An 18402-nucleotide genomic window follows, 5' to 3' on the forward strand; every position below is an offset into this window, starting at 1 on the left:
TAATGCTCATTATGTCTACATCTTCAGGAATGCCCGCATGACCCAGATCAGCGTCGAACGCAAACACTCCCTCGGCCGCGATGCTGCCCGCGCCAAGGCGCAAGCGCTGGTCGACAAGCTCAGCCGCGAATACGACCTCAAGGCCACCTGGAACGGTGACCGGGTCGATGTGGCACGCAGCGGCGCAAACGGCAGCGTGCACATTGGCGAAGACATCATCCGTGTGGAACTGAAGCTGGGCATGATGCTGTCGATGATGAGCGGCACCATCAAGGGTGAAATCGAGCGGGCGCTGGACAAGGCGCTGGCCTGACACCCGCGGTTTTCAGGCGGGTGGGAACGGGATCACCCCCTCTATCTGCTCAAGGCGCAGGTCGCTCCGGTAGATATGGATGCGTTCTGCCGGGTCGAGTGAACGCTCCAGCTTTTCCTCGCGGCTCATGCCCCGGGGTTCCCAGAACTTCAAATGGCCCTTGGCGAACGCGCGCGCCGCAGCCTGGGCCCTGGTGTAGTGGAAGTGCGCTTCCCAGAGCATCTGCCTGGGTTGCTTGCGAAAGATGCTGTAGACGTCCAGGTAGTCATTGGCCTTGAGCTGCTTGCGCGCCTTGCTCAGGGTTATCTCTATCTGGCCTTGCTGGTGAAGGTAGCGCAATGCCTTGCTGTCCGGGTGCCGTGTGTTGAAGTAGGCGTCGGTAAGCAACCGGCGCTTTTCAGCCTGCAGCGCCTCGACCGCCTCGTTCAGTTGCCCTGCCAGGGCCTGGCCTTCGGCCGGGCCGGCCGCCAACTGCCGGGCGATGTCGTCCATGTCCTGAATCTGCCAGTCCATCAGGTCTGCCAGGCTGTTGGGTTCCTTCGAATAGCGGGCGGCCAGGGCGAGCTTGCCGGCCTTCTGCGCAAGCAGGCTGGTACCGACGCGACGAAGGTAGGCGTTGCTGCGTGGGGCGCTGGCGCTGGGTACCGGTTCCCAGTGCTCGCCACGCTGCTGGTACTGGACGGTTTGCTGGGTGACAGGGTCGCTTTGTGTTGCCAGGCGCTCCTCCTCGGTGTGTTCGGCCAGGATCGTTCTGCCCTGCACGGTGCGAATCAGCTTGCGTCTGCCTGGGCGCCCGCGGTAGGTCAACTGCCTGGGCTGTGCAGGCGTGCCGCTTTGGCGGGCGAGCAAGGCGTTGCTCAAGTCGTGCTCGGCCGCAGATTTCAAGGTCGTCAACTCGCCGATGTACTGCTCCAGGCGCACCGTATCAAGTGCCGGCTCGTTCAATGACAGCAGGTAGTTGGCCTTGCCAAGCGAAGCCTGGTATTCGCGTACGGCATTGCCGAGGATTTCCGCTTGCTCTTCGGCGGGCAGGTTCGCCGCCGCCAGGCCATCGTGGCTCAGCAATGCCGCCTGGAAGTCACGATTGCGCAGGCCTGCCTGCATACGCAGCAGTTCGTCGAAGTTTTCGCGGGTCAGTTGCTCCCTGTTCACCACCAGCTGGGCCAGGTCGCTGATGACCTGGGCGCGGGTGATGACGGTCGAGTAATGGCGCTGGCCGATGATCTTTTCGAGCCTGGCCTGTTTGTCCTTGAACTGCAGGGTGGTGTCGGTCAGGGCCTGCGCGATGTTCTGGTCCAGGCGCTCACTTACCGTCAGTACGCGCTTGTGCGTGGTGTACGCCGCTGCCACGTTGTCGCGGTAGGCAAGGTACAGCAACCCTTGCTCCTCACCGAACGGTAACTTGACCAGCTGTGCCGACTGCTGCCTGAGGACGTCATAGTCGGTCAGGTCGAGCAAACGGTGGAACAGATGCAGGTCGGTGTCGAGCGCTTGTTCCGCCCACTTGCTGCGGCCCTGTGCCGATGTGCTTCGTGGGTCGAGCCTGGCGAAGCGGGGCTCGCTCATCTGGGTAAACAGCCTGACCTGCGAGGCCAGCAAGGCGGCCTGTTTTTCGTAGGTCAGCGAGATGATCAGCAAGTGCGACCGGACCTCGTTGCGCATCCTCTTCAGCGTATGCAGCTGCTCCTGCAGCGTTTCTGGCAGGTCGCTGCGGGCGATGTCTGGGTGTTCGCGCAACGCACGCCTGGCTGCCTGTGCGGCATCGTCGTAGGGTTTGGTCAGCTCCAGGTACCTTTCGATGAAGGTCTCGTTCTTCAGGATCGCCTGGTCGTTGCGTTTTCGCTCTTCCTGCAGGGCAACGATTGTGGCTCGGTTTTCATCCAGTACCCCTTTGCGGGACCTGGGCATGCCGCCCGCCAGCCGCAGGTCGATCATCCATTCGCCGTTCCAGCGGGCCAGCCACGGCCCCCTGCTGCGCTCGCGCCCGACAATGTGGTAGCCATCCCAGGCACCGCCAAGCGCCTGCCAGTCGCCTGCACTGGTATCGGGGCCGATGATGCGCACGCCTGTGTAGGATTGTTCAACCTCGTAGGGGTTATCTTCGAGCTTCACGTAGTAGCGCTCGTCGAGTTTGTAGAGCCCGCGCAGGCGCCCTTGCTGCTGTGCTACCAGCCCTTGCAGGTCAACGTTGGCACGCAGTTCGAGCAGGGCATTGCGCGCTGTGCTCGTGAGGTTGCCAATGCGTTGGTTATTGCCCCAGGCGCTTACCTTGCAGGGGCTGGGCCCAGGCAGCTGGGACGGGTCTTGCCAGGCCCTGGCCTGGGGCTGTTCTTGTCGCGCCGCGCTGCCGGCCTGGCGTGGCGATGGGCCACCGAGGTACAGCTCATTCTTTTCCGGCTGCACCCGCTGCGGCAGCGCCGTGGTATGAACGTGGACCAGCAGCATGGCGATGTTGGACAACAGGTCGGAGGCGGCCAACACCTTCTCTTCGGGGCTGCCCTTGGCCAGCGCCGACAGGTCGGTTTTCAGGCTGACCACGGTGGCGACCAACCAGATCACCGTGGCCGCAGGCCCGCGCAGCAGCGCTGTGACCGTGTTGAACACCATCCAGCCAAGTTGCACCACCATGGCCCAGCGCAGCTGGGCATTGGAGACGCTCTGGCGCGACGCCAGCAGCACCATCGCCTCGGCATGGGCTTGAAGCAGTTGGGTGTGCAGATCATCCGACCACGCAGCGAAGGCCAGGGTGGCCGGCGCACGCATCTGCGCCAGGGTGTGCTCGGTCAGCACCGCGCCCGCCCCCAACAAGTCGGCCAGTTCGGACAGCTGCGGGTGCAGGTGGGGCCGGGTGAAACCACCGTTGTCGTAAATTGGGCGGTCAGCGTCATCCAGCCAGGCCAGGATGCTTTGTTGCAATTCGCCGGCAGCGCGGACATCGGCCATCAACAGCGCTTCGCTGCTGTACACCCGCAATCTGCGGCGCGCGGCCAGCGGGCGATAGAGTATCCAGGTGCGTGGCTGCTCGACCAGGATCACGAACATGCCGTGCACCCGGTTGGCACGGGTGGCGCCCCGTACGCAGTGGAAGGCCAGCGGGGCAACCCTGACTGGCCCCGTGGCCGTTGTCGTGTTGCGGCAGAACAGCATCAATGCCTGGCAGGCCTGCTCGCTCAAGTGCCCCACGATCCTGGCCTGGAGGGCGTCCAGCAACAGGCTGCTGCGCCATTCACCGGCAAAGCGCTGGATACGCTGGTCACGGCCAACCGGGTCCTGCAGCTTTTGGTGGATGTACAGGGGATATTGGCCCCCCACATCCAGCGTGGCTACCAGCCGATTGATGTAATCCAGGTTCAGCCAGCCTTCGACGGGTTGCGAGCCGGCTGCAGTGACTGCAGTGGCCACTTCATGCTGGGCTGGTTGCAGGCGCGAGATGGCCAGCTCGGTCAGGGAGACGGTCTTGAGCGGCTCCAGGCGCGCGGGCCCGAGGGACGATATCTCGACCACTTGCGAAATCGAGATCAGCAGTTGGTCGGAGGCCGGCACTGCCTTGCCGGGGTGGTCTGCGGTCATCTGCTCGCGCAGGCGTCGGGTGGTGTACTGCTGCAGGTCCTCGAAGTCGTCCGGCGCTGTCGTGCCAGTTGCCAGCGCCTGGCGCGCTGCCAGCGCCAGCATTGCCCGATGGTAGTCGAAGCGGTCACTGGCGCTGGCCTTGGCAAGCCAGGCCGGCAGGGGGATGGCCGGCGCCTGCCGGTCGATGCAGGTGTGTTCCGGGAACGCCAGGGAGGGGTCGCAGAGCTGGTTGTAAAGGCGCTCAAGTTCGCTCACCTGCGTGATCGAGCATAACTGGACGCGTTCGATGCCCTGCAAGGCGCCGTTGAGCAACTGGCCGGCCTGGTAGCGGAAAGCGTCCCCCTGCACCGGCGTACAGGCCCAGGACAGCGTGTCGAAATCATGCTGGTCGGCCAGTTCGTCGCGCAGGGCCAGGGCAAAGGCGGGCGCATCGTTGAAGCTGCGGACGGTACCTGAAGGCTGGCACCAGAGCACCAGGCTGTCCTCGTCGCGCTCCGCGATCATGAGCAGGTCCGCCGATACCAGATGATGCGCGTCGCCGCCCTTTTGCAGTGACACTTGCAGACCTTGCAGGGCGGGTGTGCTGCTGTCTTCGGCGACCCAGCCGTACAGCAGGCGTTTGGCGTCTTCGCACAGGCCCTGGCGTTCAAGCGTACTGAGCAACGCAGCCTTGATCATCTGCTCCAGCCAGCGCAACCGGGACACACCCGAGTCGCCTTCGCAGCCATTCCAGAAACTCACCTGCGCTTGCTGAAACGACTCGGTGAGGGTTGTCAGCATGTCGTCGAACGCCTGGCCTACAACACCCATACGCAGGTCGACGGTGGGCGCTTGCGGCTGCGGGCGAAAAATCGCGGGCGGCGCCAGGCTGAACTGGTCGCTGGCGGCAAACGACAGGCCAGTGCCGTCAAGGAAGTGCGCAAGCAGCGTGTCGAGCAGATCACTTTGCCGCGCCGCGCCATCGCCTGTCGGCGCATGCAAGATGGTCATCCCCTCAAGCGATTGCAGCCTGGGGTGATTGGTGCGGATCCAGGGATAACGGTCTGTCAGTGCCTCGAAGGCGGCGCGGGCCGTGACGCTGCGCAAGCTGGGGCGATCGGCAAAGTGGGCAGCTACCTGCTGTCTGAACGAGTTGAGGGGAGTGGGAAGCGAGTCGGGCATGGCAGCGGCGCTCTGTGGTCTAAAGAGGCCGATGCTGGCTGGCGCCGCCAGGCGGGCGGTGGTAGATAGGTAAACGCATGGCTGTTTTCAAGGCAGCCTGATCGGTGCGCAGGCGCTTTGCCTGCAAAGCCTAGGGTGAAGATTCTAATTTGGCTCATTACCTTATGCTCAAGCCCAACCTCCATGGGCGGTTCCTCCTCCACTCATGAGCATGAGGTACAGAGCATGGCCAAAGTGAATGTGAAGAAAAAGGATGACGCCCAGAGCACCTTGGGTGAAGTCCGCGGTTATGCACGCAAGATCTGGCTGGCTGGCATCGGCGCCTATGCGCGGGTCGGCCAGGAAGGCTCCGACTACTTCCAGGAGCTGGTGAAGGCCGGCGAAGGCGTCGAGAAGCGTGGCAAGAAACGCATCGATCAAGAGCTCGATGCTGCCAACCACCAGATCGACGAAGCCGCTGAAGAAGTCAGCCGCGTACGCGGCAAGGTGGAAATTCAACTCGACAAGATCGAAAAAGCTTTCGACGCACGGGTAGGGCGCGCCTTGAATCGCCTCGGCATTCCGTCTAAACATGACGTTGAGGCGTTGTCGGTCAAGCTTGAACAGCTGCACGAGCTGCTTGAGCGCGTCGCGCACAAACCATAAGGAGAGCAGGATGGCTGGCAAGAAGAATTCCGATAAAGAAAGCAGCTCCTGGATCGGCGGGATCGAGAAGTACTCCCGCAAGATCTGGCTGGCGGGGCTGGGTATCTATTCGAAAGTCGACCAGGACGGCCCCAAGCTGTTCGACTCGCTGGTGAAAGATGGCGAGAAGGCCGAGAAGCAGGCGAAGAAGACGGCTGAAGAAGCAGCCGAATCCGCCAAGTCGTCGACCACCTCGCGCGTGTCTGGCGTGAAGGACCGTGCGCTGGGCAAGTGGGGCGAACTCGAAGAGGCCTTCGACAAGCGCCTGAACAGCGCCATCTCACGCCTGGGCGTGCCAAGCCGCAACGAGATCAAGGCCCTGCACCAGCAGGTGGACAGCCTGACCAAGCAGATCGAGAAACTGACCGGTGCTTCGGTTACGCCGATTTCGTCGCGCGCTGCGGCGGCCAAGCCGGCTGCGAGCAAGGCAGCGGCCAAGCCACTGGCCAAGGCAGCAGCGGCCAAGCCTGCTGCTAAAACGGCGGCCAAACCTGCTGCTAAAACGGCAGCAGCCAAACCTGCTGCAAAGCCTGCGGCCAAACCTGCAGCTGCCAAGCCAGCGGCAAAATCAGCAGCAGCCAAGCCAGCGGCAGCGAAGAAACCTGCGGTGAAGAAAGCACCGGCCAAACCGGCAGCCGCCAAACCTGCAGCCCCAGCGGCCAGCGCCGCCCCGGCCGCTACCGCAGCACCGGCACCTGCTGCCGCCCCGGCCAGCAGCGCACCGTCGGCACCAAACGGCACCGGTACCTTGATCTGATACCGCGTCGCCCTCTTCGCGGGCTTGCCCGCTCCCACAGGTTCAGCGCCGATCAGCAGGTCAGCGCCGGCCCTGTGGGAGCGGGCATGCCCGCGAAGGCCCCAGCGCCGAATCAATAGGCCTACCCTTCCAGGTAGCGCACCGCCAACTGCTCCGCCGCCGCCCGCGCCTGAGCCTGCAGGTGCGGCGCCACCAGCATCATCACCTGGTACACCACAATCCCCACATCCCCCTCGCGCCCCAGCACACGCTGGTAATCCAGCGAGAACATCAGCGTCAGGGTGATCTGCTCCACCAGTTGCCCCAGTGCCTGGGTTTCACTCTCTACCAGCCCCTGGCCCTTGAGGCTGGCCAGCAACGCTGCCAGCGTCCGTTTGAGTGCATTGATCAGGCTGCGCATGCCGCGTGCCAGCTTGGGCAGGCGGCCGGTGAGGTTGGACAGGTCCTGGAACAGAAAGCGGTACTGGGCCATGTGCTCGACGATCAGGTGCAGGAACAGCCAGTAGTCCTCGGCGTCCAGGCGCACCTCCAGGGGCGGGTCAAGCAAGGGCATCAGCGCTTCCTCGAAGCGCTCGAACAGGCCCAGTACCAAGGGCTCCTTGCCGTGGAAGTGGTAGTACAGGTTGCCCGGGCTGATGCCCAGTTCGTTGGCGATCTCCAGGGTGGATACGTTCGGTTCGCCCTGCTGGTTGAACAGCTGCAGGGCGCATTCGAGGATACGGTCGCGGGTCTTCATCCAGTGGTCGGGCTCATCGGGTCAGGACATAGGTGCCTGGCGCTGGGCCGAGCGGTGGGTAGGCACTGTTGCCCAACTCGGTACGGGGCGCCTTGAGCGGGCCGGAGCGCGGGGTAATCCATTCCAGCCATATGGGCCACCAGCTGCCGTCGCTGCGTTTGGCTTCGTAGAACCAGGCGCGCGGGTCCCCCGAAAGCTTGGGGTTTTCCAGGTAGTAGGCCTTTGGGTTGCCCGGTGGGTTGATGATGCTTTGAATATGCCCACTGTTGGCCAGCACGAAACGCCGGTCGCCACCGAGCAGCAGGGCCGAGCGATACACGGCGTCCCACGGGGTGATGTGATCGTTGCTGCCGGCCACGGTAAAACTGTCCAGGTCGACCTGCTTGAGGTCGATGGGCGTGCCGCACACCTCGAGGCCTGCCGGGTGGGTGAGCGGGTTGTGCTTGAAAAAGTCCAGCAAGTCGCCGTGCAGTGCTGCCGGCAGGCGTGTGTTGTCGGCGTTCCAGTAGAGAATGTCGAACGCGGGCGGGGCTTTGCCGAGCAGGTAGTTGTTGACCCAGTAGTTCCAGATCAGGTCGTTGGGGCGCATCCAGGCGAAAATCCTCGCCACCTCGCCGCCGTCCAGCACACCCCGTTGATAGGAGCGGCGCTTGGCGGCCTCGACCGTCTGCTCGTCGGCGAACAGGCTGGCAGGGCTGTCGAACTTGCTGTCGAGCAGGCTGACCAGGTACGTGGCGCTGCGGATCTTGCGCAACTGATGTTTGGCCTTCAGGTGGCCCTGCAGCGCAGCCATGGTCAGGCCGCCGGCGCAGGCACCCATCAGGTTGGGGTCGCGGTTGCCGCTGATGCTGCGGCAGGCGTTCAGCGCTTCTTCCAGGGCCTGGACGTACGTGGACAGGCCCCATTCGCGGTGGCGCGGGTCGGGGTTGCGCCAACTGATCATGAACACCTGCAGGCCGTTCTTGAGCATGTACTGCACGAAGCTGTTGTGCGCCTGCATGTCGAAGATATAGAACTTGTTGATTTGCGGTGGTACCACCAGCAGGGGCCTGGCGTGCTGTTTTTCACTCATCGGCTTGTACTGGATCAACTCCAGCAGCTCGTTGCGAAACACCACCGCGCCGGGCGTCGCCGCCAGGCTGCCACCTACCTCAAAGGCGCGTTCGTCCACCTGGCGCGGCAGGCCGTCGTTGTGGCGCAGGTCGTCAAGCAAGTGGGCCACGCCCCGCACCAGGCTTTGCCCGCCCGTGTTCAACAGCTCTTTGACCGCCAGCGGGTTGAGCAGCGAGTTGCTCGGTGCCAGGGCGTCATTGATCATGCCGAACAGAAAATGTGCGCGGGCGCGGTCATCGTCGTCCAGGTGGCTTTCGTCGATCCACTCGCGCGTCTGCTTCTGCCAGGCCAGATAGGCCTGCAGGCCCCGGCGATAAAACGGGTTCTGGCTCCAGGTCGGGTCGCTGAAGCGGCTGTCGCGAGGGTTGGGCTGGTAGGGTGTGTCGCCCAGCATCACACGGCCCAGCTGGCCCCCGAGCGCCAACAGGTGCCGCGCAGTGTGCAGCGGGTTGGTCAAACCGTGGCGGCCAACCCGGCGCAGGGTCGACACCAGGTCGCGCCCACGCAGGCCGAGTATGGCGTTTTGCACATTCATGCTGGTGGCGGGGAGCGTTTTCGTTCCTTTGGCCGGTTTGTCTGTCATGGCAACACTCCCTCGTCTTACCCGATGCTTGGGCAGCGACAATCAACCGCCAGAGGCGGGGCGCGGGTGCATGACCGCGCGCTGACGTTCTTCCTGGAGAAACTTCATGATGATCGGTGCGACGGCCTCGGCCCGGGTAATCAGGAACAGGTGGCCATCGTCGATTATGTGTAGCTGGGCATTGGGAATCCGCCAGGCCAGCAGGCGCATGTTGACCAGCGGAATCAGCGGGTCGTCGTCACCGGCCAGCACCAGCGTCGGCTGGTGGATCTTGTGCAGCCAGTGGATGCTGGTCCAGCCCAGGCCGGCGAACAGCTGCCAGTAGTAGCCCAGCTTGCCGCCTGAGCGCACCTTGGACGCATGGTGCATGGCCAGGTCCGGGTCGCGGCGGAAGGCGCCGCCGTAGATCAGCGGGGCAATGCGGATTACATGGGAAGGCTGCACGTAGCGCCTTGGGCTGGCCATCATCCACAACACCTTGGGCTTGCCCGGCACCATTACCGCGCCGGCGGCAGTGGCGGCCAGCACCAGTTTCTTGCAGCGTTCCGGGTAGTCGTGGGCAAACTGCTGGGCCAGGGCGCCGCCCCAGGACACGCCGATGGCGTTGACCTGGCCGTAGTCCAGGTAATCGAGCATGCGCGCCGTGAGCTTGGCCAGGCCAGGAAAGCGATAGGGGTGACGCGGGGTGGATGACCCCCCTACACCGGGCACATCGAAGGCGATGACCTCCAGGTCCGGGTCCAGCGCCTCGATGAACGGGAACACCAGCTCCAGGTTGGCACCGATGCCGTTGAAGATCAGCAACGGGGTCAGGTGCGGCTTGCCCGGGCGCACGGCGGTGCGAATGGACTGGTCGTCCAGTTCGACGGTCCTGAAGATGTAGGGTTCCGGCATGCGTTCGACTCTGTCGTGAAAAAAGCGCCGTGGCGCGCTCATGGCGGCCACGGCAACGCAACTCAGCGCTCGTGAACGTAGGTGCCTGGGGCGGCTTCGCCAGCGGCATAGGCGCGGTTGCCCAGGCGGGTTGGCGCTTTTTTCAGCTCCCCGGCACGTTCGCTCAGCCAGCTCTGCCAGTGCAGCCACCAGGAGTCGGCGTGCTTGGTGGCGTTTTCCTGCCAGGCCACCGGGTCACCCGGGCGATCGGCGCCGGTCATGAAGCGCGCCTTGGGGTTGCCTGGCGGGTTGAGGATGCTTTGGATGTGGCCGCTGTTGGACAGCACGAACTCGATCTTGCCGCCGAACAGGTGCGCCGAGCGGTAGCACGATTGCCACGGGGTGATGTGGTCGGCGGTACCGGCAACGCTGAAGATGTCGCAGTGCACATTCTTCAGGTCGATGGGTGTGCCGCACACTTCCAGTGCATCCGGGCGGATCAGCGGGTTGCTCTTGAACATTTCGATCAGGTCGCCGTGGAAGGCGGCCGGCAGGCGCGTGGTGTCGTTGTTCCAGAACAGGATGTCGAACACCGGCGGCTCGTTGCCGAGCAGGTAGTTGTTGACCCAGTAGTTCCAGATCAGGTCGTTGGGGCGCATCCAGGCGAACACCTTGGCCATTTCGCTGCCTTCCAGCACCCCAGCCTGGTAGGAGTGGCGCTTGGCGCTTTCCAGGGTCTGCTCATCGACGAACAAGGCGACCTGGTTGTCCATGGTGGTGTCCAGCACACTGACCAGCAGGGTCAGGGCATTGACCTTGTTTTCGCCAACGGCGGCATAGTGGCCCACCAGCGCAGTACAGGTGATGCCACCAGAGCAGGCGCCGAGCATGTTCAGGTCTTTGCTGCCGGTAATCGCCAGCACCGCGTCGACGGCTTCCTTGAGCGCATCGATGTAGGTGGACAGGCCCCATTCACGCTGGGCCTTGGTCGGGTTGCGCCAGCTGATGATGAAGGTTTGCTGCTGCGAGCGCAGGCAGTAGCGCGCCAGGCTCTTTTCCGGGCTGAGGTCGAACACGTAGAACTTGTTGATCTGCGGTGGCACCACCAGCAGCGGGCGGGCATGCACCTGTTCGGTGATGGGGCTGTACTGGATCAGCTCCAGCACATCGTTGCGGTACACCACCGCGCCCTCGCTGGTGCCCAGGTTCTTGCCCACTTCGAAGGCGTCCATGTTCACCTGGCTGGGCATGCCGCCGTTGTTGACCATGTCCTTGGCCAGGTTGGACAGGCCATCGAGCAGGCTCTTGCCGCCGGTTTCGAAGAAGCGTTTGACCGCTGCCGGGTTGGACAAGGTATTGGTCGGCGCCATGGCTTCGGTCATCAGGTTGATGACGAACTGGCCGCGGCTGATGTCCTGGGATGGCAGGTCGCTGTTGCCGATCCAGTCCTGCAACTCGTTGCGCCAGGCCAGGTAGGTTTGCAGGTAGCGGCGGTACAGCGGGTTGTTGCTCCAGGCCGGGTCGTTGAAACGGCGGTCGTCGCTTTCCGGGGCCAGGCTGGATTTGCCCAGCAGCACGTTTTTCAGCTCCAGGCCAAAGTGGGCCACATGCTTTGCGCTGTGCAGCGGTTGGCGCACGGCCTGGCGCAGCACGGTGCGTGCCGAGCTCAACAGGTCCTTGCGGCGAATGCCGATGACCGGGTTCAGCCCCAGGGTGTGTTCCGAGGCCTGCCGCTGCAGCTCATCGTTGTTCTTGTTACTCATCTACGACGCTCCGTTGTCCTGAGACGAGTACCGGTTGCTGTGACAAGCGCACAGCCCTGAGCCCGGTACTGCTACTCGGGTGACCAGTGATAAGGAACAGCGGTGCTGCGGGGTTCTGACTGCCTGCAAAAATGATGCAGGGAACTTGCCACACCCATTGGTTACCCGACTTTCATGTAATGCGCAAGACAGCCCTTCACTGGGCTGTCTGCAAGTCATTCAAACAGATGAATTTAGAAAATGCGCTCTAAACCCTGCAGGCCTTGCGCTAGAGCATGAGTTTCACAACCGATTCGGCCGGGTCGCGGGATTTTCCGGCCTTGTGCAACTCGTCGAGGTAGTCGGCCCACAGCTGTTCCTGGCGCAGGCACAGCTGTTCCAGGTATTCCCAGGTGAACAGGCCGCTGTCATGGCCGTCGTCGAAGGTCAGTTTCAGTGCATATTGGCCGGCAGGTTCCAGGCCGACCAGGCCGACGTTGATCTTGCCGAACTGCAGGATAGGGTTGCCGTGGCCCTGGACCTCGGCGGAGGGGGAGTGCACGCGCAGGAGTTCGGCGGGCAGGTGGTAGACCTCGCCGGGGGCGTAGGTGAGGCTCAGGGTTTTCGAGGCTTTGTGCAGGTTGATGGCGGTGGGCAGGCGGGCCATGGGCAGAATCTCTCGGGAGCTGATGATGCACAGCTTCGGGACATTCTGGGGATTGTGCAAGGGGGCTGCTTTGCAGCCCAATCGCCGGCAAGCCAGCTGCCACAGGTGCTCCACAGCATTCAGGATTGTGTTAATCCTGTGGGAGCTGGCTTGCCGGCGAAAGGGCCGCACAGCGGCCCCCTGCGGTCTTACAGGATGTAACGCGACAGGTCTTCGTTCTGCGCCAGTTCACCCAGGTGGCTGTTCACATACGCAGCGTCGATCTGGATTGGCGTTTCATCATGGGCGCTGGCCAGGTCGCCAGCGCTGAACGACACCTCTTCGAGCAAACGCTCAAGCAGGGTGTGCAGGCGGCGGGCACCGATGTTCTCGGTCTTTTCGTTTACCTGGTAGGCAATTTCGGCCAGGCGCTTGATGCCATCGGCGATGAACTCGATGTTCAGGCCTTCGGTCTTCAGCAGGGCCTGGTATTGCTCGGTCAGCGAAGCGTGCGGCTCTTGCAGGATGCGCTCGAAATCTTCCGGGGTCAGTGCCTTGAGTTCCACACGGATCGGCAGGCGGCCCTGCAGCTCTGGCACCAGGTCGCTTGGCTTGCTCAGGTGGAACGCACCCGAAGCAATGAACAGGATGTGGTCAGTCTTGACCATGCCCAGCTTGGTGTTGACGGTGCAGCCTTCGATCAGCGGCAGCAGGTCGCGCTGCACACCTTCACGGGACACATCGGCACCGCCAACGTTGCCACGCTTGGCAACCTTGTCGATTTCGTCGATGAACACGATGCCGTGCTGCTCGACCGCTTCCAGGGCCTTGGCCTTGAGCTCTTCCTCGTTGACCAGGCGGCCCGCTTCTTCGTCGCGAACCATCTTCAGCGCTTCTTTCACCTTCAGCTTGCGCGCCTTGCGCTTGCCTTTGCCCATGTTGGCAAACAGGCTCTGCAGCTGGTTGGTCATCTCTTCCATGCCAGGCGGCGCGGCAATTTCGACGCCCACGGCATCGGCCACTTCGATTTCGATTTCCTTGTCGTCCAGCTGGCCTTCACGCAGGCGCTTGCGGAACAGCTGGCGGGTGTTGGAATCGCTGCTGGTCTGCGCGGCTTCTTCCGAGAAGCTGCTGACCCGCGCCTGCGGCAGCAGAGCATCGAGGATACGGTCTTCAGCGGCGTCCTCGGCGCGGTGGCGCACGCGGATGATCTCCTGCTCGCGCAGCATCTTCAGCGCGGCATCGGCCAGGTCACGAATGATCGACTCGACGTCGCGGCCCACGTAGCCCACTTCGGTGAACTTGGTGGCTTCGACCTTGAGGAACGGCGCGTTGGCCAGCTTGGCCAGGCGACGGGCGATTTCGGTCTTGCCGACGCCGGTAGGGCCGATCATCAGGATGTTCTTCGGAGTCACTTCGGCACGCAGCTCGGCAGGCAGCTGCATCCGGCGCCAGCGGTTGCGCAGGGCAATGGCCACGGCGCGCTTGGCGTCGTCCTGGCCGATGATGTGGCGGTTGAGTTCGTGGACGATCTCGCGGGGGGTCATGGACATGATCAATAGGGTCCTGGGGCAGATGAGTCAGCGTGGAAAAGCCCCTTCACCAGGAAGAGGCGCCAAAGCAACTGAATCAGTCGGCCAGGTCCTGCTCCTCGATGGTCAGGTTGTGGTTGGTGAACACGCAGATGTCGCCGGCGATGTTCAGGGCAGTTTCAGCGATTTCACGGGCCGAAAGGTCGGTCTTGTTCAGCAGGGCGCGGGCTGCGGCCTGGGCGTAGGCGCCGCCGGAACCCATGGCGATCAGGCCGTCTTCGGGTTCGACCACGTCACCGTTGCCGGTGATGATCAGGGAGGCATCCTTGTTGGCCACGGCCAGCATGGCCTCCAGGCGGCTCAGGGAACGGTCGGTACGCCATTCCTTGGCCAGCTCCACGGCGGCACGGACCAGGTGGCCCTGGTGTTTTTCCAGCTGGCTTTCGAAGCGCTCGAACAGGGTGAAAGCATCGGCTGTGGCACCAGCAAAGCCGGCGATGACCTGGCCGTGGTACAGGCGGCGCACTTTCTTGGCGTTGCCTTTCATCACGGTGTTGCCGAGGGAAACCTGGCCGTCGCCGCCCATGACGACTTTGCCGTTACGGCGGACAGAAACGATGGTGGTCAAGGGGAGAGTCTCCACGCAGCGGGGCGAAAGTGCCTGATGCAGACTCATATGGGGGTGGGGGGAAAGATTTCAACCGTGGGGGATGAATGGTTGGTGCTCTCCTGCACAGGCCTCATCGCCGGCAAGCCAGCTCCCACAGGTCATCACAGGCCTTGAAGGCGGTGATTTCCTGTAGGAGCTGGCTTGCCGGCGATGGGGCCTGTGAGGGTTACTCAGGCCTCGTGGCAGACGTGCCCATCGACCAAGGTATAACGCACCGCACCCGGCAGGCAGTGGCCGATGAACGGGCAGTTCTCACCCCGCGAGAACCACTGCTCGCCGGCAACGGTGGAGGCTTGCGGGTCGAACAGCACCAGGTCGGCCGCACCACCCACTTTCAGCTCACCGGCCGGCAGGCGCAGGGCGGCAGCCGGGCCGCTGCTCAGGCGGGCGAGCAAGGTCGGCAGCTCGAGCAGGCCGTCTTGCACCAGGGTCATGGCCAGTGGCAGCAGCAACTCGACGCTGCTGATGCCCGGCTCGGTGGCGCCGAACGGGGCAAGCTTGGCGTCGCGTTCATGCGGCTGGTGATGGCTGGAAATCGCCTGGATCACCCCCGATTTTACTGCGGCGCGCAGGCCATCACGGTCCTTGGCAGTGCGCAGCGGTGGCTGCACGTGATACAGGCTGGAAAACTCGCGCAGCGACTCATCGGTGAGTATCAGCTGGTACAGCGCCACATCGGCGGTCACCGGCAGGCCGAGTTCCTGCGCCTGGGCAATCAGCTGTGCGCCCCGGGCGCTGGTGATCTGGGTGAAGTGCGCACGCACGCCGGTCTGTTCCACCAGCAGCAGGTTGCGCGCCAGGGCCACGGTTTCGGCGGTTTCCGGAATGCCCGGCAGGCCGAGGAAGCTGGCCATGGCACCTTCATGGGCCAGGCCGCCGTGGGCCAGGTCGCGGTCCTGGGAGTGGAACACCACGGTCAGGTCGAAGGTGGCGGCGTACTCCAGGGCGCGGGCCAGGGTACGGTTGTTGGGGATTTGTTTCAGGCCGTTGCCGAAGGCCACGCAACCGGTGTCGCGCAGGGCTACCAGCTCGGCCAGTTGCTCGCCTTCAAGGCCTTTGGTCAGGGCACCGACTGGGTACACCTTGCTGTTGGCCGCCTCACGGGCGCGGTCCAGGATCAGCTCGGCCACCGCCGAGGTGTCCAGCACCGGCTTGGTCTGCGGCGGGCAGCACAGGCTGGTGACACCGCCGGCCACGGCAGCGCGGGTTTCACTGGCGATGTTGCCCTTGCGGCTGTAACCCGGCTCGCGCAGGGACACGCCCAGGTCGACCAGGCCCGGTGCGGCAACCAGGCCATCGGCCTGGATCGTGCGGCTGGCGCTGAAACCGGCCGGCGCCGCGCCGATCGCGGCAATGCGGCCACCGTCCAGGTGCAGGTCGGTCACCTGGTCCAGGCCGGTCTTGGGATCGATGACCCGGGCGCCAAGAATACTGATGGTCACTGGGCGTTCTCCTGGTCGAGTTGACGTTGCGCGTTTTGCCCGCTCATGGCCATGGACAGCACGGCCATGCGCACGGCGATGCCGTAGGTGACCTGGTTGAGGATCACCGAGTGCTTGCCGTCGGCCACCGCCGACTCGATTTCCACACCACGGTTGATCGGGCCCGGGTGCATGACGATGGCGTCAGGCTTAGCCCCGGCCAGGCGCGCGGTGGTCAGGCCGAACAGGCGGTAGAACTCGCCTTCGCTAGGCAGCAGGCCGCCGGCCATGCGCTCACGCTGCAGGCGTAGCATTATCACTACGTCGACATCCTTCAGGCCTTCGGCCAGGTCGGTGTAGACCTTCACGCCGTACTGCTCGATGCCGATCGGGATCAGGGTTTTCGGGCCGATCACGCGGATGTCCGGGCAGCCCAGCGCTTTGAGCGCCAGCATGTCGGAGCGGGCCACGCGTGAGTGCAGGATGTCGCCGACGATGGCCACCGAGAGGTTCTCGAAGCTGCCCTTGTGGCGGCGAATGGTGAGCATGTCGAGCATGCCTTGGGTCGGGTGCGCGTGGCGGCCGTCACCGCCGTTGATCACGGCGACGTCCGGGCACACGTGCTCGGCGATGAAGTGTGCGGCGCCGGAGTCGGAATGGCGCACCACGAACATGTCGGCCGCCATGGCCTCGAGGTTGCGCAGGGTGTCGAACAGCGTCTCGCCCTTGCTGGTCGAGGAGGTCGACACGTTCAGGCTGATCACGTCGGCCGACAGGCGCTGGGCCGCCAGTTCGAAGGTGGTGCGGGTGCGGGTCGAGTTCTCGAAGAACACGTTGCACACGGTCTTGCCGCGCAGCAACGGGACTTTCTTCACGGCCCGGGCACCGACTTCCAGGAAGGAGTCGGCGGTGTCGAGGATCTCGGTGAGCAGTTCGCGGGGCAAACCGTCGAGCGAGAGGAAATGGCGCAGCTGGCCCTGATCATTGAGCTGCAGCGGGCGCTTGGCGTCGATTGGCGTCATCGCGGGGGACTCTTAAAGGGCGGAAGCGGAGGCGAGGTCCTGGCGCTCGAGGGCGAGCGGTGCGGGGCCGGTCAATTTTACCCGCTCATGGGCGGCCAGCGACAGGGTGGCACCGAGCACATTCGGACGAATCGGTAATTCGCCGGCATCCAGGTCCAGCAAGCAGACCAGGGTGACGCTGGCCGGGCGGCCGTAATCGAACAGTTCGTTGAGCGCCGCGCGAATGGTGCGACCGCTCATCAGCACGTCATCTACCAGCACCAGGTGCTGGCCCTCGACCTCGAACGGCAGCTCGGAGGGGCGCACTTGTGGGTGCAGGCCGTTCTGGCTGAAGTCGTCGCGGTAGAACGAGACGTCCAGGGTACCCATGGGGCTGGTGTCGCCCATGGCTTCCTGCAGGGCCTGGGCAACCCAGACACCACCGGTGCGGATACCGATGTAACGGGGCTCGGTAATTGCCCGGCGCGCCAGGTGGGCACGAAGGTCGACAGCCATCTGCCGAATCAGGTCGGCGGGATTGGGTAGGCTCATTGCGGGCTCCTCGGAAGGGTGCGCCGGGCGGGCCCGGCGGCAAAGATGATCAGGTATTGGCCTCCAGCCAGCCTTGCAGCAACAGGGCGGCGGCGATGGCATCGACCGGGTTGTCGCGGTAGCTGCCACGCTGGCCGCCACGGGCCATGCGCTCGCCTTTGGCCTCGAAGGTGGTCAGGCGTTCGTCGTGGGTGTGCACGGGCAGGTTGAAGCGGCCGTTCAGGCGGCGGGCGAATTTTTCGGCGCGGGCGCTCATTTCGCTGGGGGTGCCGTCCATGTTCAACGGCAGGCCAACGACAATGGCATCGGGTTTCCACTCATTGATGAGCTTTTCCACCTGAGCCCAGTCCGGCACGCCGTTCTGCGCTTTCAGGGTGCACAGTTCGCGTGCCTGGCCGGTGATTACCTGGCCGACGGCCACGCCGATCTGTTTGCTGCCGTAGTCGAAACCCAGCAAGAGGCGTAGTTCAGCCATCAGGCGTGGCCCGCCTGGCTGGTCAGCAGGTGCAGGTTGATGCCCAGGCTGGCGGCCGCTGCTTCCAGGCGCAGGTCGCTGGCCCGGTCAAAGATGATTTCCGGGTCGAACGGGCAGTTGAGCCAGGCGTTGTCGGCCAGCTCCGCTTCCAGTTGGCCCGCTTCCCAACCGGCATAACCCAGTGTGATCAGGCTCTGTTTCGGGCCTACCCCGGCGGCAATCGCAAGCAACACATCCTGCGATGTGCTCAGGGACAGCCCTTCCAGGGCCACGGTGGCCTGGAAGCTGCATTCGCTGCTGTGCAGCACGAAGCCGCGGTCGGTCTGCACCGGGCCACCCTGGTAGATCGGCACCTGCAAGGTGCTGGCCGGCGGCGTTTCGTCCGGGCGCAGCTGCTCGAGGATGTCGGCCAGGCTCAATTCCTGCGGCCGGTTGACCACCAGGCCCATGGCGCCATGCTCATTGTGCTCGACAATGTACGTGAGGGTCTGGGCGAAGTTCGGATCGGCCATGTGCGGCATGGCAATCAGGAACTGGTGCTTGAGGTAGCTCGGGGCGAGGGTTTTCATGGGG

Annotated in this window: 16 protein-coding genes; 3 read left to right on the forward strand and 13 right to left on the reverse strand. The window is 64.0% G+C overall.

The features are described from left to right. The first annotated feature begins 37 nt into the window (after positions 1-37). On the forward strand, positions 38-313 hold the full coding sequence (locus JOY50_RS09640; RefSeq protein WP_019472591.1) for a polyhydroxyalkanoic acid system family protein: 276 nt from the start codon (positions 38-40) through the stop codon (positions 311-313). Between the two features lie 12 nt (positions 314-325). Here the strand turns inward: JOY50_RS09640 and JOY50_RS09645 are convergent, their stop codons facing one another. Continuing rightward, positions 326-5044 carry a DUF6543 domain-containing protein gene (locus JOY50_RS09645; protein WP_243055134.1) on the reverse strand — a complete coding sequence of 1573 codons (4719 nt, stop codon included), beginning with the start codon at positions 5042-5044 and terminating at the stop codon, positions 326-328. Between the two features lie 225 nt (positions 5045-5269). Here JOY50_RS09645 and JOY50_RS09650 point away from each other — a divergent pair, with 225 nt between their 5' ends. Together JOY50_RS09650 and JOY50_RS09655 are read left to right on the forward strand one after the other, a co-directional pair. After that, complete coding sequence (locus JOY50_RS09650; RefSeq protein WP_019472593.1) at positions 5270-5689, forward strand: phasin family protein; 420 nt, start codon at positions 5270-5272, stop codon at positions 5687-5689. A gap of 10 nt (positions 5690-5699) precedes the next feature. Continuing rightward, entirely contained in the window at positions 5700-6485 is a 786-nt protein-coding gene (locus JOY50_RS09655) for a phasin family protein (RefSeq protein WP_132845181.1), read from the forward strand. A 121-nt stretch (positions 6486-6606) separates the two neighbouring features. Here the strand turns inward: JOY50_RS09655 and JOY50_RS09660 are convergent, their stop codons facing one another. The 12 genes from JOY50_RS09660 to JOY50_RS09715 form a co-directional block, all read right to left on the reverse strand. After that, positions 6607-7221, reverse strand: a complete 615-nt coding sequence (locus tag JOY50_RS09660) for a TetR/AcrR family transcriptional regulator (RefSeq protein ID WP_016712425.1) — start codon at positions 7219-7221, stop codon at positions 6607-6609. A 13-nt stretch (positions 7222-7234) separates the two neighbouring features. Continuing rightward, entirely contained in the window at positions 7235-8917 is a 1683-nt protein-coding gene (gene phaC / locus JOY50_RS09665; protein ID WP_138736316.1) for a class II poly(R)-hydroxyalkanoic acid synthase, read from the reverse strand. Between the two features lie 42 nt (positions 8918-8959). Beyond that, entirely contained in the window at positions 8960-9811 is an 852-nt protein-coding gene (gene phaZ, locus JOY50_RS09670; RefSeq protein ID WP_016489552.1) for a poly(3-hydroxyalkanoate) depolymerase, read from the reverse strand. Between the two features lie 62 nt (positions 9812-9873). After that, complete coding sequence (gene phaC / locus JOY50_RS09675) at positions 9874-11553, reverse strand: class II poly(R)-hydroxyalkanoic acid synthase (protein ID WP_132845175.1); 1680 nt, start codon at positions 11551-11553, stop codon at positions 9874-9876. Positions 11554-11821: 268 nt separating this feature from the next. Then, positions 11822-12199, reverse strand: coding sequence for a gamma-butyrobetaine hydroxylase-like domain-containing protein (locus tag JOY50_RS09680; RefSeq protein WP_132845171.1), 378 nt, complete (start codon positions 12197-12199; stop codon positions 11822-11824). A 188-nt stretch (positions 12200-12387) separates the two neighbouring features. Next, positions 12388-13731, reverse strand: a complete 1344-nt coding sequence (gene hslU, locus JOY50_RS09685; protein WP_019471565.1) for an ATP-dependent protease ATPase subunit HslU — start codon at positions 13729-13731, stop codon at positions 12388-12390. A 76-nt stretch (positions 13732-13807) separates the two neighbouring features. Beyond that, positions 13808-14338: an ATP-dependent protease subunit HslV gene (gene hslV / locus JOY50_RS09690; RefSeq protein ID WP_019471564.1), complete on the reverse strand. Its 531-nt coding sequence runs from the start codon at positions 14336-14338 to the stop codon at positions 13808-13810. Between the two features lie 212 nt (positions 14339-14550). Then, the gene (locus tag JOY50_RS09695) at positions 14551-15822 is read right to left on the reverse strand and encodes a dihydroorotase (protein WP_132845168.1); all 1272 of its coding nucleotides are present in this window, start codon (positions 15820-15822) and stop codon (positions 14551-14553) included. Then, positions 15819-16823 (reverse strand): aspartate carbamoyltransferase catalytic subunit, encoded by a 1005-nt coding sequence (locus tag JOY50_RS09700; RefSeq protein WP_016395343.1) that lies wholly within the window; start codon positions 16821-16823, stop codon positions 15819-15821. Before JOY50_RS09700 ends, JOY50_RS09695 begins: the two co-directional genes overlap by 4 nt. Before the next feature lie 12 nt (positions 16824-16835). Beyond that, positions 16836-17354 carry a bifunctional pyr operon transcriptional regulator/uracil phosphoribosyltransferase PyrR gene (gene pyrR, locus JOY50_RS09705; protein WP_019471562.1) on the reverse strand — a complete coding sequence of 173 codons (519 nt, stop codon included), beginning with the start codon at positions 17352-17354 and terminating at the stop codon, positions 16836-16838. 49 nt (positions 17355-17403) lie between these two features. After that, a complete protein-coding gene (ruvX, locus tag JOY50_RS09710; protein WP_016489546.1) occupies positions 17404-17829 on the reverse strand; it encodes a Holliday junction resolvase RuvX in 426 nt (141 codons plus the stop codon). Next, positions 17829-18398 carry a YqgE/AlgH family protein gene (locus JOY50_RS09715; protein ID WP_132845165.1) on the reverse strand — a complete coding sequence of 190 codons (570 nt, stop codon included), beginning with the start codon at positions 18396-18398 and terminating at the stop codon, positions 17829-17831. The genes ruvX and JOY50_RS09715 overlap by 1 nt, the downstream gene beginning before the upstream one ends. Positions 18399-18402: the final 4 nt, after the last annotated feature.

Source organism: Pseudomonas sp. BP01, assembly GCF_022760795.1.
Taxonomy (GTDB): Bacteria; Pseudomonadota; Gammaproteobacteria; order Pseudomonadales; family Pseudomonadaceae; genus Aquipseudomonas; species Aquipseudomonas putida_Q.

Bases quoted from the DNA above. Each gene is read 5' to 3' on its own strand.
- JOY50_RS09715 (WP_132845165.1), bottom strand. From the start codon at position 18,398: ATGAAAACCCTCGCCCCGAGCTACCTCAAGCACCAGTTCCTGATTGCC.
- phaZ (WP_016489552.1), bottom strand. From the start codon at position 9,811: ATGCCGGAACCCTACATCTTCAGGACCGTCGAACTGGACGACCAGTCC.
- phaC (WP_138736316.1), bottom strand. From the start codon at position 8,917: ATGACAGACAAACCGGCCAAAGGAACGAAAACGCTCCCCGCCACCAGC.
- JOY50_RS09650 (WP_019472593.1), top strand. From the start codon at position 5,270: ATGGCCAAAGTGAATGTGAAGAAAAAGGATGACGCCCAGAGCACCTTG.
- JOY50_RS09700 (WP_016395343.1), bottom strand. From the start codon at position 16,823: ATGACGCCAATCGACGCCAAGCGCCCGCTGCAGCTCAATGATCAGGGC.
- JOY50_RS09660 (WP_016712425.1), bottom strand. From the start codon at position 7,221: ATGAAGACCCGCGACCGTATCCTCGAATGCGCCCTGCAGCTGTTCAAC.
- hslU (WP_019471565.1), bottom strand. From the start codon at position 13,731: ATGTCCATGACCCCCCGCGAGATCGTCCACGAACTCAACCGCCACATC.
- pyrR (WP_019471562.1), bottom strand. From the start codon at position 17,354: ATGAGCCTACCCAATCCCGCCGACCTGATTCGGCAGATGGCTGTCGAC.
- phaC (WP_132845175.1), bottom strand. From the start codon at position 11,553: ATGAGTAACAAGAACAACGATGAGCTGCAGCGGCAGGCCTCGGAACAC.
- JOY50_RS09640 (WP_019472591.1), top strand. From the start codon at position 38: ATGACCCAGATCAGCGTCGAACGCAAACACTCCCTCGGCCGCGATGCT.
- ruvX (WP_016489546.1), bottom strand. From the start codon at position 17,829: ATGGCTGAACTACGCCTCTTGCTGGGTTTCGACTACGGCAGCAAACAG.
- JOY50_RS09645 (WP_243055134.1), bottom strand. From the start codon at position 5,044: ATGCCCGACTCGCTTCCCACTCCCCTCAACTCGTTCAGACAGCAGGTA.
- JOY50_RS09655 (WP_132845181.1), top strand. From the start codon at position 5,700: ATGGCTGGCAAGAAGAATTCCGATAAAGAAAGCAGCTCCTGGATCGGC.
- JOY50_RS09680 (WP_132845171.1), bottom strand. From the start codon at position 12,199: ATGGCCCGCCTGCCCACCGCCATCAACCTGCACAAAGCCTCGAAAACC.